We start from the raw sequence: 22,418 nt of genomic DNA, 5'->3' as shown, positions 1-22,418 counted from the left end.
GATCTCGGGCGCTGGCCGCCGCGACCCACCTGGCCGCGACGCGGGGCGGACTGGCCGGCACGCACGACGGCTCGGTCGTGCTCTGCCTGCCGGACGTGGCGCCCGGGGACGCGGCGGCCTCGGTGTGCCGCGAGCTGACCGGCGCGGGCGTGGGACCGGTGACCGCCGGCGGAGCCGGACCGGCGAGCGGTCCCGGGGCGGTGGGGGCGGCCCACGCGGAGGCGGCCCGCTGCGCCGCCACGCTGGTCGCCCTCGGCCGGACGGGCGGGTCGGGGAGCGCCGACGAGCTCGGCTTCTTCGGCCTGCTCGTCGGCGACGGCCGCGACGTCCGCGGATTCGTCGAGGGCACGCTGGCGCCGGTGCTGGAGTACGACGCCAAGCGGGGCACCGAGCTGGTCGCGACCCTGCAGGCCTTCTTCGACGCGGGCTCCTCCCCCGCCCGGGCCGCCGAGGCGCTGCAGGTGCACGTCAACACGGTCACCCAGCGCCTGGAGCGCGTGGGCCGGCTGATCGGCAAGGAGTGGTCTTCGCCCGAACGGGCCCTGGAGGTGCAGCTCGCGCTGCGGTTGCACCGGCTCACCGGCGCCGTCCGCCAGTAGCCGCCTTTAGCCTGGGCCGGTGCCCACCGCCCTGACCGCTCCGACCGTCCTCACGGCGGACGAGTGGCGCGCGCAGGCGGCGGCCCACGAGGCGCGCATCGACCGGTGGACGGCGCCGCACCGGGAACGCCGCCGTCGAGGGGAGACCCATCCGGTCCTCGACTTCCTGTGGACCTATTACTCGGAGACGCCGGGGCGGCTGCGCCGCTGGCACCCGGGCCCGGGAGTGGCCCTGGCCGGGAACGCCCCGCACGCCGCCTGGCGCTGGTACGCCACCGCAGCCGACGGCGCGGTGTCGCTGGACGGCGCCGCGTTCCTGGCCGACCGGGGCGACACCGTCCGCTTCGTCCGCGGGCTGCTTGCCGCCACCGCGTCGCGGCCGGCGTTCAGCGGCTGCTTCGGCCTGCACGAGTGGGCGATGGTCTACCGCGACCGGGAGACCCGGCACCCCGTTCCGCTCCGGCTCGGGGCCGAGGGCACGGACGCCGTCGTCGAGGCCCACCCGATCCGGTGCACGCACTTCGACGCCTTCCGGTTCTTCACGCCGCCGGCCGTCGGACGCAATCGTCTGCAGCCGACGCGGGAGACCCAGCCGGAGCTGGAGCAGCCGGGCTGCCTGCACGCCGGCATGGACCTCTACAAGTGGGCCTACAAGCTGAGTCCCGCGACTCCGGGCGAGCTGGTCGCCGACTGCTTCGAGCTGGCGGTCGAGATCCGGGAGCTGGACATGCGGGCCTCGCCCTACGACCTGAGCGCGCACGGGTACGAGCCGGTCGCGATCGAGACGCCGGAGGGCAAGGCGGAGTACGTCACGGCGCAGCGCGGGTTCGCCGAACGCGGCGCCGTCCTCCGGGCCCGGCTGATCGACGTGTGCGACGCGCTGTCGGCCCCGGGACGTACCGTCGTCGGGTGACCTCGACGCGGACCGGCCGCTGGGTGCGGCTCGACGGAACGACCAACATGCGCGACCTCGGCGGGCTGCCGACGACGGACGGCGGAGAGACGGTCGCGGGGCGGATCCTGCGCAGCGACAACCTGCAGACCCTCAGCGAGCACGACGTCCGGCGGCTGGTCGGGGAGTTGAACCTCCGTGAGGTGATCGACCTCCGCACGACCGCCGAGATCCTGCTCGAGGGCCGCGGACCGCTGCGCGACGTCCCGGAGATCACCCACCGGCACTTCAGCCTGATACCCGAGCGCGGGCACTACACCGATGTCTTCGCGGTGGAGGAGGACGACCCGATGGGCGACCTGCCCTCGGGCTGGGTGGAGTCGCTCCTCCCCCGCCAGACCGCCGCCCACGACCAGGCCGAGCCGCCCGCCGTCCGCTCCTACCTCGGGTACCTCGCCGACCGGGGCGACCACGTCGTCGGGGCGCTGCGTGCCCTGACCGCCGTGGAGTCGGGCGCCTCGGTCGTGCACTGCGCGGCGGGGAAGGACCGCACCGGCGTGGTCGTCGCGCTCGCCCTGGCGGTTGCGGGGGTCCCGCACGAGGAGATCGTGGCCGACTACGCGATGACCGCTGAGGTGATCGACGCGCTCGTCGCCAAGCTCGCGGCGTCGCCGACCTACGCCGAGGACATGGGGCAGCGCGACGTCGCCAGCCACACGCCGCGGGCCGAGACGATGGACCGCGTGCTCACCCTGCTCGACGAGCGGTTCGGCGGGCCGGTGGGCTGGCTGGAGACGCACGGCTTCGGGGCCGACGAGCGGGCCGCGCTGAAGGCGCAGCTGACGAGCTGACCTAGACGTCCGTCCGGACGGCGCGGCGGCCGACTTCCTTGTGGCGGTACATCGCCGCATCCGCCTCGCGCAGCAGCTGCTCGGCGGTCCGGCCGGTCGCGGGGTCGTGCACCGCGACGCCGACACTGGTGCCGACCGTGACGGCGGTGCCGTCGAGTCGGAAGGACTCGGCGAAGCAGCCTGAGACCCGGTTGGCGAGGCGGCGTGCGTCGTCGGGGTCGATCAGGCCGGGCAGGATGATCGCGAACTCGTCGCCGCTGAGCCGGCCGACCGTGTCGTCGGGACGGACCGTCGCGCGGAGCCGGGCGGACACCTGACGCAGCAGCTCGTCGCCCGCGGCATGCCCGAGGGTGTCGTTGACCTGCTTGAAGCGGTCGAGGTCGCAGAACAGGACACCGAGATGCGCCCCCTCGGCGGCGTCGGACAGCGCCGACTCCAGCCGTTCCAGGAACAGTGTCCGGTTGGGCAGCCCGGTGAGCGCGTCGTGGGTGGCCTGGTGCCGGACGGTGGCCAGCAGGCGGGCCTTCTGCAGGGCCGTGGTGGCCTGGTCGCCGACGCCGCGCAGCCGGGCGACGACGTCGCCGTCGAGCGTCTCCGGAGCCTCACCGGCGGCCCAGCCGGCGGTCGCGACACCCAGGAAGGTCGTGTCGGCCAGCAGGGGAACGGCCACGACGTCCTCGGTGCCCACCCCTCGCAGCAGCGCCTGCAACGCGGGGCTGCTCGTCGCGCTCTTGATGATCCGGGGTTCCCGGTCGGTGAGCATGCCGACGAGCTCGGGCACGTCCTCGGCCCGCAGCATCGTCGTCTGGAGGAGCTCGGCGCCCTCGTCGGTGAGCCCCACCGACGAGTGCGACTGCAGCGATCCGCTGGCCGCGTCCCACATCAGGATCCCGGCGCTGGTGCAGCCGACGATGCGCGGCAGCGCCTCGCTGACCACGGCGGTGACCGCCGCGGAGTCCGTCGCTGCGGACAGCTCGTGGGCCAGGGAGAGCAGCGCCCCCGCGCGCTCGGCCTCCTGGCGGGCACCTTCCAGCGCGATGATCAGGTCCAGTGCGGCAGCGGCGTGCCCGGCGTAGGCCGCCAGCAGCGTCGCCTCGTCGCCCATGACCCCGTCGCTGGTCGGGTAGATCGCGGCGAGCCGGCCGTGCGACCGGCGCGCGGAGGCGATCTCCACGGTGACCGCGTGGTCGCCGAGATCCTCCCCCGCGAGCAGGGCGGCGGCGAGCGCCGGGACCTCGTCGGCGGACAGGCCCGCGCTGTGCACGAGTGGTGCGCCACCGCCCGGTCGCTCGACGGCGAGCAGGTACGCGGGCGCGATGACGGCCTCGGCCGCGCGGGCGACGATGCGCTCGAGCGCGGTGTCGACGTCGTCGCTGCCCACGAGCTCCGTGGACGCGGACTGCAGGGTGCGCAGCTGCGCGCGCAGCGCCGTCAGTTCCAGGTCCGTGGCGCGGCCGTTGCGGCGCCGGCCGGGCAGCCGGCTGCGCCGGTCCCAGGTCAGCCGGTAGACACAGGACGGGGCGCCGTCGGACTCGCACTCGTCGTGCTCGATCTCCGCGGCAGGCAGGCCGAAGACCGTGGGCACCGTGGTGAGCAGCCCCTGCGCGTAGATGCAGTCCAGCCGGGAGTGCTCGAACCCCGGGTGCAGGGTGAAGCGGATGGTGGCCGAGGTGGCCCCGGACTCGACGATCTCCATCGTCGAGGTGGTGCTGAACTTGGCGACGGCGCGCGGCAGCTGCCGGAACACCTGACGCGGCGTGCCCATGGCGCGGAGAAGGATGACGATCGAGTGCGCCAGGCCGCTCTGGAGGGCTGCGGCGCCGACGTGGAACATCAGCCGGGGATCGCCGACGACGTCGGTCGCGGCCTCGAACAGCCGGATGCGGGTGTCGTAGCTCCACCAGATGGCCTGGTCGTCGAGCTGCTCGGCGGTGTACGGCAGCCCGGAGCGCTCGAGGACCCGCCCGACGGCGTCGTCGCCGGCGACGGCGCGGACGTAGCGCAGCAGGCCACCGGTGGTCGCGCCGGAGGTCTCGCGGGCCTCGCCCAGGGAGGTGCCGGTCATCGCCGACACCCGGTCAGCGGGTACGCCGAGGTCGCACCGGGGGTCCGCCGTGCGGCGGACGGCCCGGAGGCGGTCGACGTCCCTGCGTGGTGCACGTCGTTATGAACGGCAGAAATGCGGTCGAACCTGATCGGGCTCCCCCCTTCGGGGGACGCCCTCTTGCCTCCGTTCGGAACGGCCTCGAGGGCGGGTTCAGGACGGTGCCCCTTGCGGCAGGCCGCCAGGAGTCCGACAGCGCGCATGTACCCCATGGGGGTATCTGGGATCGGAGGAGGTCTCCATGGATCCGGAACATGGACACGCACAGCGACAGCATGACAGCACTGCGAAGCCGGTGTCCTGGGCCGTCGCCCGCCAGGCGACCCCCGGAGATGCAGACGACCCCGGCCTCCGGACGGAGGTCGGGGTCGTGGCATCTCGCCGCCCGGGGCGGCGGCGACTCAGCGGAACAGCTGGGTGCTGTTCGCCATCGTCAGCAGCTCGTCGCGCATGGCGGGGCTGCCGCTGCGCGAGACGGCGCGGTCGATCGCCCGCCGGGTACGCGCGGCCTGCCGACGCTGGCGCCAGTTGGACGTCACGGAGCTCATCGTTGTGCCTTTCATCGAGGTTGTTCGCCTACACCCTTGATAATGCAGGCAGACACCACTGTATTCCGACGAATCGCAGGCAAACCTTAAGCTGAGCCGTGTTTCCCTCACCCAGACGGGTGAGAGTGGTCACGCGTCGGCCGCGATGACCTCCCGGACGGCGGCCCGCGCCGCTGCCGGGTCGTCCTGCGCGAGGGCGGCCTCGGCGGCCCGGCGGCAGGTGTCGAGGTCGACCGTCGCCAGCCGGGCACCCACCCCGGCGACCGCCGACGCGGCACACGACAGCGAGGTGATCCCGAGGCCGACGAGCACGCACGCCAGCAGCGGGTCGGCGGCCGCCTCGCCACACACGCCGACGGGCTTGCCGGTGCGCCGGCCGGCCTCCGCCGTCATCGCGACCAGCGTCAGCAACGCCGGCTGCCAGGGGTCGGTGAGATCGGCGAGATCGGCCGAGAGGCGGTCCGCGGCGAGCGTGTACTGGGACAGGTCGTTGGTGCCGATCGACAGGAAGTCGACGTGCTCGAGCAGCCGCTCGGCGTGCAGCGCGGCCGAGGGGACCTCGACCATCACGCCGGGCACGAGCCCTCGGGCACGGACGGCCGCGGCGAACGCGGCCGCCTCCGGAACGGTCGCCACCATGGGCGCCATCACCCAGGGCGTCTCACTAGATCGGCGGGCCGCCTCCGCGACGGCGTCCAGCTGGCGCTCCAGCAGCCCCGGGTCGCGGCGGGCGATCCGCAGGCCACGGACGCCGAGGGCCGGGTTGGCCTCGTCCGGTGGCGTGGCGAAGGCGAGCGGCTTGTCCGAGCCCGCATCCAGCGTGCGGAGCACGACCTTGCGGCCGGCGAACGCCTCGAACACCTCCGCGTAGCCCGCCGCCTGCTCCTCGACCGTGGGCTCCTGGGCCCGGCCGAGGAACGCCAGCTCGGTCCGCAGCAGGCCGACACCCTCGGCGTGCGCGGCCACCGCCGCGAGCGCGCCGGGGCCGTCCTGGACATTGGCCAGCACCGGGACGGCGTGACCGTCGCGGGTCCGCGCCGGGCCCGAGTACCCGGCGAGCACCTCCGCCGCGACCCGGGCGGCCTCGACCCGCAGTCGCGCCTCGGCCGGGTCCGGCGTGACGGTCAGCGTGCCGGCGTCCCCGTCGAGCAGCACGGGAACGCCCGCGCGGACGTCCTCGAGCCCCTCCATCGCCACGACGCAGGGCAGGCCGAGCTGGCGGGCGATGATCGCCGTGTGGCTGGTCGTGCCGCCCAGACGCGTCGCCAGGCCGATCACGCGTGCGGGGTCCAGCCCCGCCGTGTCCGCGGGAGCCAGGTCGTCGGCGAGCAGCACCGACGGCACCTCGGGGCTGGGGATGCCCGGCTCGCCCTGGCCGGTGAGCTCGGCGACGATCCGGTCCCGGACGTCGCGGACGTCGGGCACCCGCTCGGCCATCAGCCCGCCGAGCGTGGTGAACATGTCCACGAACTGCTGGGCGGCCTGGACGGTCGCCGACGCGGCCGGCACGCCGAGGTCGATGCGCTGCTCGGCCGCCCCCCACAGTGCCCGGTCCCGCGCCATCCCGGCCGTCGTCGACAGCACCTCCGCGCTGACGCCCGTCGCAGCCGAGGCCCGGGCCGCCAGCCGCGCGGCGACGAGCTCCGCGGCCGCGCGGAACAACACCTTCTCGGCAGCCCGGGCCTCCTCCGGGAGCTCGGGCTGCTCGGCCTCGGGCAGCCGCACACCGGCCGACGGGCGGACGACGGGCCCGAGCGCCACCCCGGGGACGACCGGGGTCCCGACCAGGACGAGCGGTCCGGACGGCACTGCGGGAGAGACGAGATCGGACGCGGACATCGACATCGGGGACCTCACTGACGCGACAGGTGGGGGAGGCGGCGACCTCTGGTGACCAGCGTCACGAATATCTGTTGACTTGTCAACGGATCGGACGTAAAACAACACAGACACAAACCCGATGCCAAGCATTCGGGCACGAGCAACGGCACTCCGGAGGCGAGCGTGCTCTATCCCGAAGAGCGGCAGCAGGCCATCGCCGGCCTCGTCGCCGAGCGGGGCCGGCTGGCCGTGACCGCCGTCGCCGAGGAGTTCGGCGTCACCACCGAGACCGTCCGCCGCGACCTCGCCGTCCTCGAGCGCGCGGGAATGCTGCGCCGGGTGCACGGCGGGGCCGTTCCCGCCGGCGCGCTCACCCTCGTGGAGCCCGGGCTGGCCGAGCGGCACGGGACGCGGAGCGAGGCCAAGCGGGCCATCGCCGAGGCCGCGCTCGACCTCCTCCCCGGCGCCGACGGCAGCATCGTCCTCGACGGCGGCACCACGACCGCCGCGCTCGCCGAACTGCTGCCCGCGGACCGCCGCCTGCTGGCCGTCACCTCCTCGGTGCCGATCGCCGCCCGCCTCTCGGGCGCGCCCGGCGTCACCCTGCACGTGCTCGGCGGGCGGGTACGCGGGGTGACGCAGTGCGCCGTCGGGGAGACGACGGTCCGCGCGCTGGCCGAGCTCCGGGTCGACGTCGCCTTCCTCGGTGCCAACGGGATCAGCCCCGACCACGGATTCACCACGCCGGACGACGCCGAGGCCTCGGTCAAGCGGGCGATGGTGCGGGCCGGCCAGCGGGTCGTCGTGCTGGCCGACAGCAGCAAGCTCGACCGCGAGCACCTGGTGCGCTTCGCCGCGGCGGAGGACGTCGACGTACTGGTCACCGACGCCGAGGCCGACACCGCCGTGGTCGCAGAGCTCGAGAAGGCCGGCGTCGAGGTCGTGCTGGCATGACCGGCCGCGTGGTCACCCTGACCGCCAACCCCAGCCTCGACCGGACCCTCGACCTGCCGGGGCCGCTGGTCGCGGGCGGGATCGTGCGGCTGGCCGGCAGCGCCACCGAACCGGGCGGCAAGGGCGTCAACGTCGCCCGCGCCGTCGCGGCCGCCGGCGGCGACGTCGTCTCGGTGCTCCCGGCCGCCGCCTCCGACCCGATCGTCACGGCGCTGCGGGCACTGGGCCTGGAGCTGGCGACCGTGCCGGTGCAGAGCCCGGTGCGCACCAACTACACCCTCGTCGACGCCGTGGGCACGACGACGAAGCTGAACGAGCCCGGCGCCGCCCTGAGCGACGCCACCCGGGCCGCGCTGACCGGCGTCCTGCACGGGCACGCCGCGGCCGCGCAGTGGGTGGTCCTCTCCGGTTCCCTGCCGCCGTCGACGCCGGTCGACTGGTACGCCCAGTTGGTCGTCTCGCTCCGTGACACCGGAGTCCGGGTGGCCGTGGACACGAGCGAGGCTCCACTGCTCGCCCTGCTGGCGGCCGGCCCCGAGGCGGCGCCGCACCTGCTCAAGCCGAACGCCGAGGAGCTCGCCCAGCTCGCCGCGCTCTCGGAGGAGGAGGTGCTGCGCGACCCGGCGGCGATGCTGGCCGCGGTGCGCAACCTGCACGAGCGCGGCGTCGACGAGGTGCTGCTGACCCTCGGCGGTGACGGCGCACTGCTGTCGCGGGCGGACGGCGGGGTGTGGTCGGCCATGTCCCCGCCGATCACCGTCCGCAGCACCGTCGGGGCAGGTGACTGCAGCCTCGCCGGCTACCTGCTCGCCGACCTGGCCGGTGCCCCGCCGGCCGAGCGACTGCGCACCGCCGTCGCGTACGGAGCGGCCAGCGCGTCGCTCCCCGGATCCGCCGTCCCCACCCCGGCCCAGGTGGACGTCGCCGCTGTACGGGTCACCGCCGGACCTCCCGGCACCAGCTCCGCCCCTGTCCCGGCCGCCGGCCGGGACGTCCGCTGACCTCCGGAGAGGTTCTCCATGACCGCACTGATCACCCCCGACCTGGTGGCGCTCGACGCCGACCTGGGCGCCGACAAGAGCACGGTCGTGCGCCGGCTGGCCGACCTGGTCACCGCCGCCGGCCGGGCGACCAGCGCCGACGGCCTGCACGCCGACGCCATGGCGCGCGAGGCCCAGGCCCCGACCGGCCTCCCCGGTGGCCTCGCGATCCCGCACTGCCGCTCCGCGGCGGTCACGCAGGCCTCCCTCGGCTTCGCCCGCCTGGACCCGAAGGTGGACTTCGGGGCGCCGGACGGCCCGGCGGACCTCGTGTTCCTCATCGCCGCACCGGCCGAGGGCGACGCCGACCACCTCACGCTGCTCACCGCGCTGGCCCGCGCCCTGGTCCGGCCGGAGTTCGTCGCATCCCTGCGGTCGGCGAGCTCCCCCGAGGAGATCGTGACGCTCGTCCAGGACGTCGTCGCCCCGGCGGAGCCCGCACCCGCTCCCACCGTCGCCGTTCCCGCCGCCCAGGCACCCGCCGCCCAGGGCGCCACGGCCCGCAAGAGCATCGTCGTCGTCAGCGCCTGCCCGACCGGCATCGCGCACACCTACATGGCCGCCGACAAGCTCGCGGCAGCGGGCAAGGCGGCCGGTGTCGACATCCACGTCGAGACGCAGGGTTCCTCGGGCGCGACGCCGCTGGACCCGGCGGTCGTCCGGGCCGCCGACGCGGTGATCTTCGCCGTGGACGTCGGCGTGCGGGACCAGGGCCGGTTCGCCGGTAAGCCGCTCGTGCAGAGCGGCACGAAGCGGGCCATCAACGAGCCCGACGTGATGATCCGCGAGGCGCTGGCTGCCGCGGACGACCCCAACGGCCGCCGGGTCCCCGGCTCGTCCGACGCGGACGCGGCAGCTGCACCGTCGTCCGCCGGCGGCGCCCGCGGCGCCTCCGAGATCCGCCGATGGCTGCTCACCGGCGTCAGCTACATGATCCCGTTCGTCGCGGCCGGCGGTCTGCTCATCGCGCTGGGCTTCCTGTTCGCCGGCTACCAGATCAAGCAGCCGGACCCATCGACCGACGGGGCAATGAGCTACGCGACGAACTGGGTCCTGAACAACACGTTCTTCAACCTGCCGAACGCCGGCGGGATCGAGGGCCTCAACGACGGGTTCCTGGGCTATCTCGGGGCGATCTTCTTCACGATCGGCGGTGCCGCGTTCGGTTTCCTGGTGCCCGCCCTCGCCGGCTACATCGCGTTCGCGATCGCCGACCGTCCCGGCATCGTCCCGGGCTTCGTCGTCGGCGCGGTCTCCGGTGTGGTGGGTGCCGGGTTCATCGGCGGTCTGATCGGCGGCATCATCGCCGGCCTCGCCGCACGATGGATCAGCCGGTGGAAGCTCCCAGCCGGCGTTCGCGGACTTCAGCCCGTGGTGATCATCCCGCTGCTCGCGACGCTGATCTCCAGCGGTCTGATGGTCGCCGTCCTCGGCAGGCCACTGGCGGCCGCCCTCGACGGTCTGGGCGACTTCCTCAGCGGCCTGACCGGCACGTCTGCTCTCCTGCTCGGGATCATCCTCGGCCTGATGATGTGCTTCGACCTCGGCGGTCCGGTCAACAAGGCCGCCTACGTCTTCGCCACCACCGGCCTCACTGCCGACGCCAGCTCGGGCTCGCTCATCATCATGGCGACCGTCATGGCGGCCGGCATGGTGCCGCCGCTGGCCATGGCGCTGAGCACGGCGATCCGCCCGAGGCTCTACACCCCGGTCGAGCGGGACAACGGGAAGGCCGCCTGGCTGCTGGGGGCCTCGTTCATCTCCGAAGGCGCGATCCCGTTCGCGGCGGCCGACCCGCTGCGGGTCATCCCCTCGATGATGCTCGGCGGGGCGACCACCGGCGCGATCGTGGCCGCGTCCGGTGTCGAGCTGCGCGCTCCGCACGGCGGCATCTTCGTGCTCTTCGCGATGACCGGGATCCTGATGTTCATCGTCGCGCTGATCGCGGGGACGGTCGTCGGCGCACTCGCCGTCACGGTCGCCAAGAGCCTCGGCCGCACGGACGCCGAGGACGCCCCGGAGGACGCTGTCGATCTGCAGCATGCACACGCCCCGGTGCACGCCGACCAGCCGGTTCGCGCCTGACCGGGCAGGCTGCAGACAGTCCACCGCACCGTCGCGAGAAAGAGGACAGATGCCCAGTCAGACCGTCACCGTCGGATCCCGCGTCGGGCTGCACGCCCGGCCGGCCGCGCTGATCGCCGAGGCCGTCGGGAAGGCCGGCGTCCCGGTCACCCTCAACACCCCTGGGGGCGCCCCGATCGACGCCGGCTCGCCACTGATGATCATGACGCTCGGCGCCAAGCAGGGCGCCGAGGTCGTCGTCACCAGTGACGACCAGACAGTGCTCGACCAGATCGCCGGCATGGTGGCCCAGGACCTCGACGCCGACTGAGCGACACGACGCGGCGCCCGCCCCCGTCACGGGGGCGGGCGCCGTCGTCGTCTCCGACTAGCTCGGTCGCTCGACCTCGCCGCGCCAGGCGCCGGTTTCGGTGCCGCGGGACTCGATGAACTCCTTGAAGCGCTTCGCGTCGGCCTTGACCTGGTGGTCGTCGACGCCGATCGCTGCACCGGCCTTCTCGACCAGACCCTCGGGCTCCCAGTCGATCTGGATCATCACCCGGGTCTTGGCGTCGTCCAGGCGGTGGAAGGTGACCACCCCGGCGTGCTTGGCCTCACCGGTGGTACTCGTCCAGGCGATGCGCTCCTCGGGGTGCTGCTCGGTGATCTCCGCGTCGAACTCCCGCTCGACCCCGCCGATCTTGGTGACCCAGTGGGTGTGGGTGTCGTCGAGCTGCGTGATGCGCTCCACCCCGCCCATGAACTGGGGGAAGGACTCGAACTGCGTCCACTGGTCGTAGGCGACCTTGATGGGGACGTCGACGTCGACGGACTCCTGCACGCTGGCCATGGCGGACCTCCTCGTTCTCGATGGGATCTGGCTCTCCCCCTACCCGGGAGGCGGCGTCGGACACCTGTACGAGCAATGGGGTCCATCAGGTGATGAGCAGCGCGAGCCGCTCCGTCCGCGGCCGACGGCGCAGCCGCTCCACGAGCCGCTCGATCCCCAGGACGAGCCGGGACTCGAGCGGGTACGTCCGCCGGATCGTGGCCCGGGCGCGCTCGACGTCGTCCGGGTCCTCCCGCAGCTCCGCGGTGCCGGCGACCGGCTCGACGCGGTCGGCGACCGCTCCGAAGCGCCCGCAGGGCCGGATCTCGACCCGGGGATCGTGGCGCAGCCGCTTCACCTTCCCGCTGTCGGCCGGCGTCAGGACGACGAGCGATCCCCCGTCCCGCCCCACCCACACCGGGGTGGACACCGGCTCGCCCGAGCGGCGGAACGTGGTCAGCGAGACGAAGCGGGCGTCGGCCAGCGGGAGCAGCGAGGTCACCGTCGCACGGTAGGTCGGGTCAGGGCCGTCCGCTCGGCAGCCGCAGCAGGAACCGCGCGCCGGGCGGCCCGTCGACGGTCAGCGTGCCGCCGTGCCGCTCGGCGATGCCCCGGGCGATCGCGAGGCCGAGCCCGGCACCGCCGTCCCGGGCGGAGCGGGCGTCGTCGAGCCGGGTGAAGCGCTCGAAGATCCGGCCCTGGTCCGGCGGCGGAACGCCCGGCCCGTCGTCGGCGACGGTGAGCTCTGCGCCGTCCGCGCCCTCGTCCAGCGTCACGACGATGCGGTTCCTGGCGTGCCGGACGGCGTTGTCGAGCAGGTTGGCGATCACCCGCTGCAGCTGGCTGGGATCACCGGCCACCTGGACCGGCTGCACCCCGCTCACGTCGATCCGGTGCTCGCCGGTGGAACGGAACGCGGCGACCCGCGCCTGCACCACCTCGTCGAGATCGACCGGCTCCCGACGCCCGGGCTCCAGCGCCCCGGCGTCCCCCCGGGCCAGCAGCAGCAGGTCGTCCACCAGCCGTTGCAGCGTCACCGTCTCGGCCAGGACGCTGGCGGCGGTGGCGGCCGGGTCCGCGGTCTCGGGATGGGCGAGGTCGACCTCCATCTCCGCGCGCATCCGGGCCAGGGGGCTGCGCAGCTCGTGGGAGGCGTCCGCGACGAAGGCCCGCTGCCGGTCCGCCGCGTGCTGCAACCGGGCCAGCATCGCGTTCATCGTCCGGGCGAGCCGGGCCATCTCTTCCGCCGTGGTCGGCTCCGGCACCCGACGATCCAGCCGGCTCGCCGAGATCGCGTCCACCCGCGTCCGGATGTCCTCGACTGGAGCCAGCGCGCGGCCGACGGCCCACCAGACGATTCCGGCGAGGACGGCGGCGCTGAGGGGGACCCCGACGGCCAGCCCGCGGACGAGCGCGGCGACGCTCTCCTCGACATCGTCGAGGCTCGCGGCGACCACCACGGTGTCCGCGCCGACCGGGCGGGCGAGCAGCCGGGCGGGACCGGTCGCCAGATCGACCGTCCGCACCCCGGAGGCTCCCGCCGGGAGCCGCGGAGCCGCGGCGGGGAGCGAGGTCACCACCGCGCCGCCGGGTCCGCGGACCTCGACGATCGCATCGTCGGACCGCAGGTCGTCGAGCGTCGGCGAGCGCCCCGCACGCAGGGCGCGGGCCACCGCGTCGGACTGCTGGGCGAGGCTCTCGTCGAGGCTCTCCGTGAGCATCGCCCGCTGGGCGAGCACCAGGCTCGTGCCGGCCACGGTCAGCACACCGAGCACCGCCAGAGCGGCGAGCGCGGCCACCCGCGCGCGCAGGGTGGCCGGCCGGCGGGCGCGGCTCACGGGCGCGGGATGCGGTACCCGGCACCCCGGACGGTCTCGATGGTGCACGCCCCCGGGGGCTGGTCGAGCTTGCGCCGCAGCCGCGCCACGTAGACCTCCACCACGTTGGGGTCGCCGGCGAAGTCGTCGTCCCAGACCCCGTCGAGGATCTGGCGCTTGGAGACGACTTGCCCCGCGCGGCGGACCAGGTGGACGAGCAGGTCGAACTCGCGGGCGGTGAGCGGCACCTCCACCGCTCCGCGCCGGACGCGACGGGCACGCAGGTCCAGGACGACGTCCCCCGCGGTGAGCGGCGGCGGCTCCCCCAGTGCGGCCCGCCGCAGCAGGGCGTGCACCCGCGATACCAGGACAGGAAAGGAGAACGGCTTGCGCAGGTAGTCGTCCGCGCCGGTGTCCAGGGCCTCGGCCTCGTCGTACTCGCCGTCCTTCGCGGTGAGCATGAGGATCGGGGTCGTGTCGCCGTCCTGACGCAGGTCGGCGCAGACCCGGTAGCCGTTGCGGCCCGGCAGCATGATGTCGAGCACGATGAGGTCGTAGGCCCCCTCGCGGGCCCGCCACAGCCCCACGAGCCCGTCGTCGGCGGTCTCCACCTGGAAGCCCTCGGCGGTCAGCCCCCGGCGGAGGGCAGCGGCGATCTTGGCGTCGTCCTCCACGACCAGCAGTTTCATGCCGACTCCTCCGCGCACCATGATCGTCGGCCCCAGCTGACTCTGGGCTGAATCGGTCAGCCTGGGTTCAGGAGGGTCCCCCACGATCGATCCGTCAGCACATCCGCACGGTCGACAGGAGTCAGGACATGACCAGGAGCACGGCACGGAAGATCCTCGCCGCTTCGGCGTTCGCAGCGGTCGTGGCCGGTGGGGCCGGGATCGCGGCGGCCGCCGGTGGCGACGACTCGACGGAAGGCCCCGACACCTCGATCACCGGGGATGCACTGCAGAGGGCAGGCGCAGCGGCGCTCGAGGAGACCGGAGGTGGGCGGGTCACCGGCACCGAGGTGGGCGACGAGGAGAGCTACTACGAGGTCGAGGTCACCCGCGACGACGGCTCCCAGGTCGACGTCCAGCTCGACGAGAACTTCGCCGTCGTCGGCAGCTCCGCCGATGTCGAGAATTCCGATGAGGGGAACGGCTGACGCGCCCCGCGGCCGGGTCCTCGCCCTGGCCGCGGTGGGCGTCGTGACCCTGAACGCCTGCGCCGGGTCCCCAGGCCGACCGGAGCTCGATCAGGTCCGGCCGGGGAGCCTTCCCCAGGGCAGCGAGGCAGTCGAACTCGACCCGGCCGACTTCTCCGTCGACATCACCAATCCCTTCTGGCCGATGGACGTCGGCGACCGCTGGGTGTTCGAGGAGACCGACGGCACAGGCTCCGTCCAGCGGGTGGAGGTCACCGTGCTCGACGAGACGTACACCGTGTCGGCCGGGATCGAGGCCCGCGTCGTGCACGACCTGGTCACCGAAGACGGAACCCCGGTCGAGGACACCCTCGATTGGTACGCCCAGGACCGCGACGGCAACGTCTGGTACCTCGGAGAGCAGACCGCCGAGTACGAGAACGGCCAGGTCGTGTCGACCGAAGGGTCGTGGGAGGCCGGGGTCGACGGCGCCCAGCCCGGAATCGCCGTCCCGGGGAATCCCGAACCCGGTCTCGGCTACCGCCAGGAGTACCTGGCCGGCGAGGCGGAGGACGAGGCAGTGGTGCTGTCGGTCTCGGAACAGGTGGAGTCGCCGACCGGCAGGTACACCGGCGCGCTGCTCACCAGGGACGTCAATCCGCTGCACCCCGAGCTCGCGGAGCTGAAGTTCTACGCCCCCGGTGTGGGCCCGGTCCTGGTCCTGCAGACCTCGGGCGGCGACGCCCGTGAGGCCCTGGTCGAGACCACGCGCTGAAACGTCAGGGGAGGGCGGCGGCGATGCTCCCGCGGACCGGACGTCCGTCGAACAGCAGCATCTGGGCCAGGTGGTAGGCGTCGGGCTGTCCGGCCCAGGTGCCGCTCGCTACCTCGCCCGCCGGCGTGAGCTCGTGGTGCCAGCTCCCCGTGGCCGGGTCGGCGAACAGGGCCTCGCCGTGGTCCCGCCAGCGCCGCGCGAGGTCGCCGTAGGCCCGCTCCCCCGTCACCGCGGCCAGGACCGTCGCCGCGGCGACCGCCTCGCAGAGGACCCAGTGCATCCGGGCCCCGACGACCGGCCGGTCGTCCCAGTCGAGCGTGTACGGGAACCCGTCGTGCCCGTCCGCGGCCCAGCCTCTCGTCGCAGCGGCGTCGAACAGGGCGACGGCGTCGTCGAGCAGCCAGCCGGGCGGATCGGTCGTCACCGCGCGCAGGTGCAGCGCCAGCCGCGCCCACTCGAACTGGTGCCCGATGGTCACGCCGTACGGGCGGAAGGGGTCCGCCGGCCGGTCGCGGTTGTAGTCGGGCAGCGGCTCCCAGCCGGGGGTGAAGTGCTCCGGCAGCCGCCAGTCCCGGCTCCGCGCCCAGCCGTGGACGACGCGCTCGGTGCTGCGCAGGGCCTGCCCACGGAGGCGCGCGGCGGTCGTCTCCTCGGCTACGGCGTCCGCGGCGGCCAGCATCGCCTCGACGCCGTGCATGTTGGCGTTGATCCCGCGGTAGTCCGCGCAGGTCGTCCACGCCCGGTCCCACTCCTCGACGGCCAGGCCCTCGTCGTCGTCCCAGAACCGGGCCTGCCAGGTGGCCAGTGCCTCGTCGAGCAGTTCGCGGCCGCCCTCGACGCCGGCGGCCGCCGACGTGGAGCCCGCGAGGACGACGAAGGCGTGCACGTAGGCAGCCTTGGTGTCGTCCCGGGTGCTCGCCCGCCAGCCGCCGTGCTCCCGGTCGCGCAGCGGCCCGTCGGTGAGGGCGACGACGCCGTGCCGGACCAGTTCGTCCGCGCCCGGTCGGCCGAGCAGGTACGCCAGCCCGAACACGTGCGTCATCCGCGCGACGATCCAGGTCTCCACCGGACGGTCCGGGAGCACCCGGCCGTCGTCGCCCAGGTAGCCGAACCCACCGCCAGGCAGCCGGGAACGCGCCGCGAAGTCCAGCAGCCGGTCGAGATCGGTCACGTCAGGCCCCCGGTCGGCGGCCGCCGACCCGCAACGTGCTCACCAGGAGACGCGCGGCGACCGCCACGATCACGACCAGGCAGACCAGCCGGAGGAAGCCCGCTCCGATGTTCGCCCCGCCGCCGGAGTCGGCGAACGCGAACACGTCCAGCAGGACCAGTGCGGCCAGCGCCGCCAGGAGCGCGCCGCCCAGCTTCCGGTCGGCCCCGGCCGGATGGGCGGCCGGGACCAGGAGCTCCACGGCTGCCGCGAGGGCGAACGCGTAGCCGATCCCCTGGACGACCCACGGCGCGAGACCCTGCGCCGTGTGCGGCCGCGACCCGCTGATCACGATCGCCACCGCGGTGGCGACGGCGAACGCCACCAGTGCGTAGAGGGCGGCACGACGACGGTCCACAGCGGGGATCCTCTCAGGCCCTCCTGCAGGGGCCCAGCACGAGCCTGCGAGTGGTGGGGGGCAGGGGGTCCTTTCCCAGAAGGCCTGGTTCAGAATGCCAGCGCCACCCCGGGGTCGTGCAGCATCGCACCCACGTCGGCGAGGAACCGCGAACCGAGCTCCCCGTCGACGATCCGGTGGTCGAACGACAGCGACAGCTGCGTCACCTGCCGGGGGACCACACGACCCTTGTGCACCCACGGCGCCTCCCGGATGGCCCCGAAGCACAGGATCGCCGACTCCCCGGGGTTGAGGATCGGGGTGCCGGTGTCGACCCCGAAGACGCCCACGTTGGTGATCGTGAACGTGCCGCCGGACATGTCCGCCGGGGAGGTCTTCCCCTCGCGGGCGGTCGCCGTCAGGTCGCCCAGGGCACCGGCCAGCTCGGCGAGCGACATCCGGCCGGCGTCCTTGATGTTCGGGACGATCAGCCCGCGGGGCGTGGCCGCGGCGATGCCGAGGTTCACGTAGTCCTTGACCACGATCTCCTGGGCCGCCTCGTCCCAGCTGCTGTTGATCATCGGATGCCGGCGGACGGCGAGCAGCAGCGCGCGGGCCACGAACAGCAGCGGGCTGACCTTGACGCCGGCCAGCTCCGGCCGCAGCGCCAGGCGCTGACGGAGCTTCATCATCCGGGTCACGTCGATCGTCAGGAACTCCGTGACGTGCGGCGCGGTGAAGGCGCTGGCCACCATCGCGGCGGCCGTGTGCTTGCGGACGCCCTTGATCGGGATCCGCTGCTCCCCGCCCGCCGAAGGGGCCTTCATGGCCGAGAAGGCCGGGGCGGAAGTCGGCTCACCGGCGGCCGCGGCGTCGACGTCGGCGCGCGTGATGACGCCACCGCTGCCCGTGCCGGCGACGGTGGTGAGGTCCACGCCCAGGTCCTTGGCGTACTTGCGCACCGGCGGCTTGGCCAGCGGCCGGGGCCGCCGGTGGCCGTGCTCGACCTCGGACGCCGGGGCGGCGTCGCCGGCCAGGGCGTGCGCCTCCGCCTGCCGGCCGACCTCGAGCCCGCCGTGCCGCACCGGCTTGATGTCCGCGTCGGGCGCGGTCGCCAGCAGCGGCGGACGGTCGGTGCCCGAGCCGTAGTCGGCCTCGGGCAGCACGATCTGCGGCGCGGTCGCCCGAGCGGCGACGGCCTCACCGCTGCGCCGGGGACGACGCTTGGCCTCGGTGTTGCGCGGCCCGTACCCGACCAGGACGGCGGTCCGGCCGCCGGGCGCGGCGCCGCCGATCAGGCCGGCGGCGGGCTCGTCCGCGGCCGGTGCGGCCGGGGCCGCGCCCCCCACATCGATGGTGATGATCGGCGTGCCGACGTCGACCATCGTGCCGGCGTCGAAGAGCAGCTCGGTGACCGTGCCGGCGAACGGCGAGGGCAGCTCGACCGCGGCCTTGGCGGTCTCCACCTCGCAGATCGGCTGGTTGACGGTGACCGTGTCGCCGACGGCGACCAGCCACTGCAGGATCTCGCCCTCGGTGAGGCCCTCACCGACGTCGGGCAGCTTGAACTGCTTCGTGGCCATGCTCAGAACCCCAGGGAGCGGTCGACGGCGTCGAGCACCCGGTCCAGGTCGGGCAGGTACTCCTCTTCCAGCTTCGACGGCGGGTAGGGAGTGTCGTAGCCGCCGACGCGCAGCACCGGGGCCTCGAGGGAGTGGAAGCAGTTCTCGGTCACGCGGGCGGCGATCTCCGCGCCGAGGCCGAGGGTCACGGCCGCCTCGTGGACGACCACGCAGCGCCCGGTCCGGCGGACGGACTCGTACACCGGGTCGAGGTCGAGCGGGGAGACGGTGCGCAGGTCGACGACCTCCAGCGAGCGGCCCTCCTCCTCGGCGGCCTCGGCGGCCTGCAGGGCGGTCTTCACCATCGGGCCGTAGGCCAGCACCGTGACGTCGTCGCCACCGCGGACGACGCGGGAGCGGAACAGCGGGTCGGGCGTCGCGTCGGTGTCGACCTCCGCCTTCTCCCAGTACCGCCGCTTGGGCTCCAGGAAGACGATCGGGTCGGGGTGGGCGATCGCCTGCTGGATGCCCCAGTAGGCGTCGACCGGGTTGCTGACGGCGACGACCTTCAGGCCCGGCGTGTGTGCGAAGTAGGCCTCGGGGCTCTCGCTGTGGTGCTCCACGGCCCCGATGCCGCCGCCGAACGGGATGCGGATGACGATCGGCATGCGCAGCGCACCCTTGGAGCGGGCGTGGATCTTGGCGACCTGCGTGACGATCTGGTTGTAGGCGGGGAAGACGAACCCGTCGAACTGGATCTCGCACACCGGCCGGTATCCGCGCATGGCGAGCCCGACGGCGGTGCCGAGGATGCCGGCCTCGGCCAGCGGCGTGTCGACGACGCGGTCCTCGCCGAAGTCCTTCTGCAGGCCGTCGGTGATCCGGAAGACGCCGCCCAGCTTGCCGATGTCCTCGCCCATGAGCATGACCTTGGCGTCGTCCTCCATGGCCCGGCGCAGGCCGAGGTTGAGGGCCTTGCCGATGGTCAGCGTCTCGATGCCCATCAGTGGTCGCCCCCCTCGAACGACGCGTGGTACTCGACGAACTCGGCCCGCTGGGCGGCCAGCGGCGGTGTCTGCTCGGCGTAGACGTGGTCGAACATGCTCGTCGCCGGCGGATCGGCCATCTCCAGCGTGCCGCTGCGGATGCGGGCGGCGAGCTCGTCGCCCTCGGCGTCCACGCTGTCGAAGAACGCGTGGTCGGCGATGCCGGTGCGCGCCAGGTAGGCCTTGAGCCGGGCGATCGGGTCGCGCAGCTTCCACTCCTCCAGCTCGCTGGCCAGCCGGTAGCGGGTGGGGTCGTCGGAGGTGGTGTGCGCGCCCATCCGGTAGGTGAACGCCTCGATGAAGGTCGGGCCCTGGCCCTCACGAGCGGCCGCGAGGGCCGCCCGGGTCACGGCCAGCACGGCGAGGACGTCGTTGCCGTCGACCCGGACCCCGGGGAACCCGAAGCCGGCGGCGCGCTGGAACAGCGGCACCCGCGCCTGGCGCTCGATGGGGACGCTGATGGCGTACTGGTTGTTCTGGCAGAAGAAGACGACGGGTGCTGCGAAGCTCGCGGCGAAGATCATCGCTTCGTTGACCTCGCCCTGGCTGGTCGCACCGTCGCCGAGGAAGGCCAGCACGGCGCTCTCGGCCCCGTCGCGCTGCACACCCATCGCGTAGCCGGTCGCGTGCAGGCACTGCGAGCCGATGACGATCGTGTACAGGTTGAAGCCCCGCTCGACCGGGTTCCAGCCGCCGTTGTCGGAGCCGCGGAACAGGCTCATCACGTGCAACGGGTCGACGCCGCGGGCCCAGGCCACCCCGTGCTCGCGGTAGGTCGGGAACGCCATGTCGTCGACGGCCATCGCGCGGCCGGCGCCGATCTGTGCGGCCTCCTGGCCCAGCAGCGACGCCCAGATGCCCAGCTCGCCCTGGCGCTGCAGCGCCGTCGCCTCGACGTCCCAGCGGCGGACCAGCGCGAGGTCGCGGTAGAGCCCGCGCAGCTCGTCGTCGCTGATGTCGAGGGAGTACTCGGGGTGCTCGACGCGCTCACCCTCGGGCGTGAGCAGCTGGATCAGGTCGGGCTGCTGCGGCAGATGGGGAGACGAGGCTCCGGGTACGGGATCGACCACCTCGGTGGCCTGGCGCAAAGCCGTCACGGAACTCTCCTCGCGTCGTCCGCCGCGGCCGGGGTCACCGGTGTCGCTGCGGGCTCTGGACGTGTCGTGGCCCCGGGGTGTGGCGCCACTCACACATGGTGACACGACACCCCCGTGCATGGACAACACCACCCCGGAACCGATCTGCGCAAGATCCCTCGGAATGATTGCGCAGAACAATCACTAGTAGGACGTCCATGCATGTCAGACTGAGCAACATGCCCGAGGTCGACGCCACCGACGCGCGACTCCTGCTCGCCCTGGCCGAGGACCCGCGCGCCAGCGTGATGGCCCTGTCGCAGCGGCTCGGGCTGGCCCGCAACACCGTGCAGGCGCGGCTGGCCCGGCTGGAGAGCAACGCCGTCCTCGCGCCGCTGGACCGGCGGGTCCGGCCCGAGGCCCTGGGTTACCGGCTCGGCGCCTACGTCACGGTCACCGTCGTGCAGCGCAGCCTGGCCGAGGTCAGCGAAGCCCTCGCCGACATCCCCGAGGTCATCGAGGTCACCGGGCTGTCGGGCGTCGCCGACCTCCTCGTCGAGGTCGTGGCGAAGGACGCCGACGACCTCTGGCGGATCACCGAGCAGCTCCTGGCCATCCAGGGCGTGCAGCGCATCGACACCGCGCTCACGATGCGGCGCTTCATCGAGCACCGGCTGAGCCCCCTGCTCGAGCGGGCCGCCGGCACCGACCAGGGCTAGCGCGGCCGGCGCACCCGCACCGGGCCGCGGGCAGTGGCGACGTCGACGACCTCGCCGCCCTGGGTCACCTCGGCAGTGCCGGCGGCGGCGAGACGGCCCGCAGCGTCCCGGGCCGCGGGCATGAGCTCGCGCCAGCCCTCGGGGTCGACCGCGCGGGCGGCCTCCGACGGGCAGATCGAGGCGCCGTCCCGCCGCCGGTCCAGCAGCGCGTCGATCGTGCGCTCCAGTCGGGCGTCGACGTCGTCCATCCCACCGAGGCTAGCCACGAAGGCGGGCCGGTGGATGTCCCGCCCGTGTGCCGGGCGCTCGTGACCGTGCTGCTCGCCGGTGCGCTGCTGGCGGACTGACCCCGGCGACTAGTTACCGCGGGGCCGGGATGGCGATCAGCAGGTGGAACGCGCCGTCGCCCTTCCCCACTCGCCGGTGCTGATCGACGACAAGACCCGAGAGCGACAGTGCATCGATCACCTCGCTGACCGGTCGCAACCGGAATCCCTGCCGAGCGACCGCCATCCGTGCCATGGCGCCGGGGTCCCCCAGCCCCAGGGCCACGAGCCCGTTCCGGTGCAGCACCCGGCGCAGCTCGATGAACGCGGCGGGCAGATCCGGCACGAAGTAGATCGTGTTGAGGGTCAGCGCGGCGTCGACCGCCCCGTCGGCGAAGGGAAGCTTCTCGATCGGTGCCCGGTGGAGGCGGAGGCGGCCGTCGGCGATCGGGCGGGAGAAGCGGCGGGTGGCGTCCGCGATCATCGTCTGGGACACGTCGACGCCGTGCACCACGCCGGCAGCCCCGTCCGCCTGGTCCAGCCGGTCCAGGAGCAGCTCCAGGCCGAGGCCGCCGCCGAAGCCGATGTCGGCGAGGACCGCACCCTTTCGAACCGGCACCGCCGAGACAGCCGCGCGTATGGCGGCACCGTTGCTCCGATTCAGCATCCGGCCCAGGAGCCGACCGGGGACGCCACGCGGGTGACCCAATTGGCGGGCCACCCGCCCCGTCGCCCGTTCCCGAAGATTCACGACGGGAGCCTAGGGACTCGAC

Annotated in this window: 24 protein-coding genes; 10 read left to right on the top strand and 14 right to left on the bottom strand. The window is 73.7% G+C overall.

All coding sequences use genetic code 11. From position 1 onward, the window contains the following. The 3 genes from E4P38_RS16675 to E4P38_RS16665 form a co-directional block, all read left to right on the top strand. On the top strand, positions 1-599 hold a 599-nt coding region (locus tag E4P38_RS16675; protein ID WP_135133068.1), incomplete at its 5' end, for a helix-turn-helix domain-containing protein. 19 nt (positions 600-618) lie between these two features. Further along, a complete protein-coding gene (locus tag E4P38_RS16670; protein WP_135133067.1) occupies positions 619-1,512 on the top strand; it encodes a 3-methyladenine DNA glycosylase in 894 nt (297 codons plus the stop codon). Further along, positions 1,509-2,342 (top strand): tyrosine-protein phosphatase, encoded by an 834-nt coding sequence (locus E4P38_RS16665; protein WP_135133066.1) that lies wholly within the window; start codon positions 1,509-1,511, stop codon positions 2,340-2,342. Before E4P38_RS16670 ends, E4P38_RS16665 begins: the two co-directional genes overlap by 4 nt. A gap of 1 nt (position 2,343) precedes the next feature. Here the strand turns inward: E4P38_RS16665 and E4P38_RS16660 are convergent, their stop codons facing one another. From E4P38_RS16660 to E4P38_RS16655, 3 genes are all read right to left on the bottom strand, one after another. After that, positions 2,344-4,407: a GGDEF domain-containing protein gene (locus E4P38_RS16660; protein ID WP_135133065.1), complete on the bottom strand. Its 2,064-nt coding sequence runs from the start codon at positions 4,405-4,407 to the stop codon at positions 2,344-2,346. A 440-nt stretch (positions 4,408-4,847) separates the two neighbouring features. Then, entirely contained in the window at positions 4,848-4,985 is a 138-nt protein-coding gene (locus E4P38_RS22985) for a hypothetical protein (protein WP_167760593.1), read from the bottom strand. A gap of 138 nt (positions 4,986-5,123) precedes the next feature. Beyond that, positions 5,124-6,833 (bottom strand): putative PEP-binding protein, encoded by a 1,710-nt coding sequence (locus E4P38_RS16655; protein ID WP_135133064.1) that lies wholly within the window; start codon positions 6,831-6,833, stop codon positions 5,124-5,126. A gap of 165 nt (positions 6,834-6,998) precedes the next feature. On the opposite strand from E4P38_RS16655, the gene E4P38_RS16650 reads away from it, so the two are divergent. The 4 genes from E4P38_RS16650 to E4P38_RS16635 are packed head-to-tail and all read left to right on the top strand — an operon-like array spanning position 6,999 to position 11,204. Then, on the top strand, positions 6,999-7,769 hold the full coding sequence (locus E4P38_RS16650) for a DeoR/GlpR family DNA-binding transcription regulator (RefSeq protein ID WP_135133063.1): 771 nt from the start codon (positions 6,999-7,001) through the stop codon (positions 7,767-7,769). After that, a complete protein-coding gene (locus tag E4P38_RS16645) occupies positions 7,766-8,770 on the top strand; it encodes a hexose kinase (protein ID WP_135133062.1) in 1,005 nt (334 codons plus the stop codon). Before E4P38_RS16650 ends, E4P38_RS16645 begins: the two co-directional genes overlap by 4 nt. Before the next feature lie 18 nt (positions 8,771-8,788). Further along, entirely contained in the window at positions 8,789-10,894 is a 2,106-nt protein-coding gene (locus tag E4P38_RS16640) for a fructose-specific PTS transporter subunit EIIC (RefSeq protein WP_135133061.1), read from the top strand. 49 nt (positions 10,895-10,943) lie between these two features. Next, positions 10,944-11,204 (top strand): HPr family phosphocarrier protein, encoded by a 261-nt coding sequence (locus E4P38_RS16635; protein ID WP_135133060.1) that lies wholly within the window; start codon positions 10,944-10,946, stop codon positions 11,202-11,204. Between the two features lie 57 nt (positions 11,205-11,261). Here the strand turns inward: E4P38_RS16635 and E4P38_RS16630 are convergent, their stop codons facing one another. From E4P38_RS16630 to E4P38_RS16615, 4 genes are all read right to left on the bottom strand, one after another. After that, the gene (locus tag E4P38_RS16630) at positions 11,262-11,723 is read right to left on the bottom strand and encodes an SRPBCC family protein (RefSeq protein ID WP_135133059.1); all 462 of its coding nucleotides are present in this window, start codon (positions 11,721-11,723) and stop codon (positions 11,262-11,264) included. An 85-nt stretch (positions 11,724-11,808) separates the two neighbouring features. Further along, on the bottom strand, positions 11,809-12,204 hold the full coding sequence (locus tag E4P38_RS16625; RefSeq protein ID WP_135133058.1) for a PPOX class F420-dependent oxidoreductase: 396 nt from the start codon (positions 12,202-12,204) through the stop codon (positions 11,809-11,811). A gap of 19 nt (positions 12,205-12,223) precedes the next feature. Continuing rightward, the gene (locus E4P38_RS16620; RefSeq protein WP_135133057.1) at positions 12,224-13,540 is read right to left on the bottom strand and encodes an ATP-binding protein; all 1,317 of its coding nucleotides are present in this window, start codon (positions 13,538-13,540) and stop codon (positions 12,224-12,226) included. Beyond that, positions 13,537-14,208 carry a response regulator transcription factor gene (locus E4P38_RS16615; RefSeq protein WP_135133056.1) on the bottom strand — a complete coding sequence of 224 codons (672 nt, stop codon included), beginning with the start codon at positions 14,206-14,208 and terminating at the stop codon, positions 13,537-13,539. The genes E4P38_RS16620 and E4P38_RS16615 overlap by 4 nt, the downstream gene beginning before the upstream one ends. A gap of 128 nt (positions 14,209-14,336) precedes the next feature. On the opposite strand from E4P38_RS16615, the gene E4P38_RS16610 reads away from it, so the two are divergent. Together E4P38_RS16610 and E4P38_RS16605 are read left to right on the top strand one after the other, a co-directional pair. Further along, on the top strand, positions 14,337-14,675 hold the full coding sequence (locus tag E4P38_RS16610; RefSeq protein WP_135133055.1) for a PepSY domain-containing protein: 339 nt from the start codon (positions 14,337-14,339) through the stop codon (positions 14,673-14,675). Then, positions 14,659-15,429: a hypothetical protein gene (locus E4P38_RS16605; RefSeq protein ID WP_135133054.1), complete on the top strand. Its 771-nt coding sequence runs from the start codon at positions 14,659-14,661 to the stop codon at positions 15,427-15,429. Before E4P38_RS16610 ends, E4P38_RS16605 begins: the two co-directional genes overlap by 17 nt. Before the next feature lie 4 nt (positions 15,430-15,433). Here E4P38_RS16605 and E4P38_RS16600 read toward each other — a convergent pair whose 3' ends face one another. The 5 genes from E4P38_RS16600 to pdhA form a co-directional block, all read right to left on the bottom strand. Continuing rightward, positions 15,434-16,600 (bottom strand): AGE family epimerase/isomerase, encoded by a 1,167-nt coding sequence (locus E4P38_RS16600; RefSeq protein ID WP_135133053.1) that lies wholly within the window; start codon positions 16,598-16,600, stop codon positions 15,434-15,436. Position 16,601: 1 nt separating this feature from the next. Then, positions 16,602-16,997 carry a hypothetical protein gene (locus tag E4P38_RS16595; protein WP_135133052.1) on the bottom strand — a complete coding sequence of 132 codons (396 nt, stop codon included), beginning with the start codon at positions 16,995-16,997 and terminating at the stop codon, positions 16,602-16,604. Positions 16,998-17,086: 89 nt separating this feature from the next. Further along, the gene (locus E4P38_RS16590; RefSeq protein WP_135133051.1) at positions 17,087-18,559 is read right to left on the bottom strand and encodes a dihydrolipoamide acetyltransferase family protein; all 1,473 of its coding nucleotides are present in this window, start codon (positions 18,557-18,559) and stop codon (positions 17,087-17,089) included. Positions 18,560-18,561: 2 nt separating this feature from the next. Further along, positions 18,562-19,542, bottom strand: coding sequence for an alpha-ketoacid dehydrogenase subunit beta (locus E4P38_RS16585; RefSeq protein ID WP_135133050.1), 981 nt, complete (start codon positions 19,540-19,542; stop codon positions 18,562-18,564). After that, positions 19,542-20,681, bottom strand: a complete 1,140-nt coding sequence (gene pdhA, locus E4P38_RS16580) for a pyruvate dehydrogenase (acetyl-transferring) E1 component subunit alpha (RefSeq protein WP_135133049.1) — start codon at positions 20,679-20,681, stop codon at positions 19,542-19,544. Before pdhA ends, E4P38_RS16585 begins: the two co-directional genes overlap by 1 nt. A gap of 218 nt (positions 20,682-20,899) precedes the next feature. Between pdhA and E4P38_RS16575 the strand changes: the two genes are divergently transcribed. Next, positions 20,900-21,379 carry an Lrp/AsnC family transcriptional regulator gene (locus tag E4P38_RS16575; RefSeq protein WP_135133048.1) on the top strand — a complete coding sequence of 160 codons (480 nt, stop codon included), beginning with the start codon at positions 20,900-20,902 and terminating at the stop codon, positions 21,377-21,379. Here the strand turns inward: E4P38_RS16575 and E4P38_RS16570 are convergent. Both E4P38_RS16570 and E4P38_RS16565 read right to left on the bottom strand, forming a co-directional pair. Beyond that, positions 21,376-21,627 (bottom strand): DUF3253 domain-containing protein, encoded by a 252-nt coding sequence (locus E4P38_RS16570; protein ID WP_135133047.1) that lies wholly within the window; start codon positions 21,625-21,627, stop codon positions 21,376-21,378. The genes E4P38_RS16575 and E4P38_RS16570 overlap by 4 nt on opposite strands. Before the next feature lie 112 nt (positions 21,628-21,739). After that, the gene (locus tag E4P38_RS16565; protein ID WP_245161083.1) at positions 21,740-22,264 is read right to left on the bottom strand and encodes a class I SAM-dependent methyltransferase; all 525 of its coding nucleotides are present in this window, start codon (positions 22,262-22,264) and stop codon (positions 21,740-21,742) included. Positions 22,265-22,418: the final 154 nt, after the last annotated feature.

Origin of the sequence: Blastococcus sp. CT_GayMR16 (assembly GCF_004570875.1) — a bacterium.
Lineage (GTDB): Bacteria > Actinomycetota > Actinomycetes > Mycobacteriales > Geodermatophilaceae > Blastococcus_B.
The sequence above is the reverse complement of the archived record's forward strand: the minus strand, read 5'-3'. Positions and strand labels throughout refer to the sequence as shown.

Bases quoted from the DNA above. Each gene is read 5' to 3' on its own strand.
- E4P38_RS16660 (WP_135133065.1), bottom strand. From the start codon at position 4,407: ATGACCGGCACCTCCCTGGGCGAGGCCCGCGAGACCTCCGGCGCGACC.
- E4P38_RS16655 (WP_135133064.1), bottom strand. From the start codon at position 6,833: ATGTCCGCGTCCGATCTCGTCTCTCCCGCAGTGCCGTCCGGACCGCTC.
- E4P38_RS16645 (WP_135133062.1), top strand. From the start codon at position 7,766: ATGACCGGCCGCGTGGTCACCCTGACCGCCAACCCCAGCCTCGACCGG.
- E4P38_RS16640 (WP_135133061.1), top strand. From the start codon at position 8,789: ATGACCGCACTGATCACCCCCGACCTGGTGGCGCTCGACGCCGACCTG.
- E4P38_RS16635 (WP_135133060.1), top strand. From the start codon at position 10,944: ATGCCCAGTCAGACCGTCACCGTCGGATCCCGCGTCGGGCTGCACGCC.
- E4P38_RS16630 (WP_135133059.1), bottom strand. From the start codon at position 11,723: ATGGCCAGCGTGCAGGAGTCCGTCGACGTCGACGTCCCCATCAAGGTC.
- E4P38_RS16615 (WP_135133056.1), bottom strand. From the start codon at position 14,208: ATGAAACTGCTGGTCGTGGAGGACGACGCCAAGATCGCCGCTGCCCTC.
- E4P38_RS16610 (WP_135133055.1), top strand. From the start codon at position 14,337: ATGACCAGGAGCACGGCACGGAAGATCCTCGCCGCTTCGGCGTTCGCA.
- E4P38_RS16605 (WP_135133054.1), top strand. From the start codon at position 14,659: ATGAGGGGAACGGCTGACGCGCCCCGCGGCCGGGTCCTCGCCCTGGCC.
- E4P38_RS16590 (WP_135133051.1), bottom strand. From the start codon at position 18,559: ATGGCCACGAAGCAGTTCAAGCTGCCCGACGTCGGTGAGGGCCTCACC.
- E4P38_RS16585 (WP_135133050.1), bottom strand. From the start codon at position 19,542: ATGGGCATCGAGACGCTGACCATCGGCAAGGCCCTCAACCTCGGCCTG.
- E4P38_RS16575 (WP_135133048.1), top strand. From the start codon at position 20,900: ATGCCCGAGGTCGACGCCACCGACGCGCGACTCCTGCTCGCCCTGGCC.
- E4P38_RS16570 (WP_135133047.1), bottom strand. From the start codon at position 21,627: ATGGACGACGTCGACGCCCGACTGGAGCGCACGATCGACGCGCTGCTG.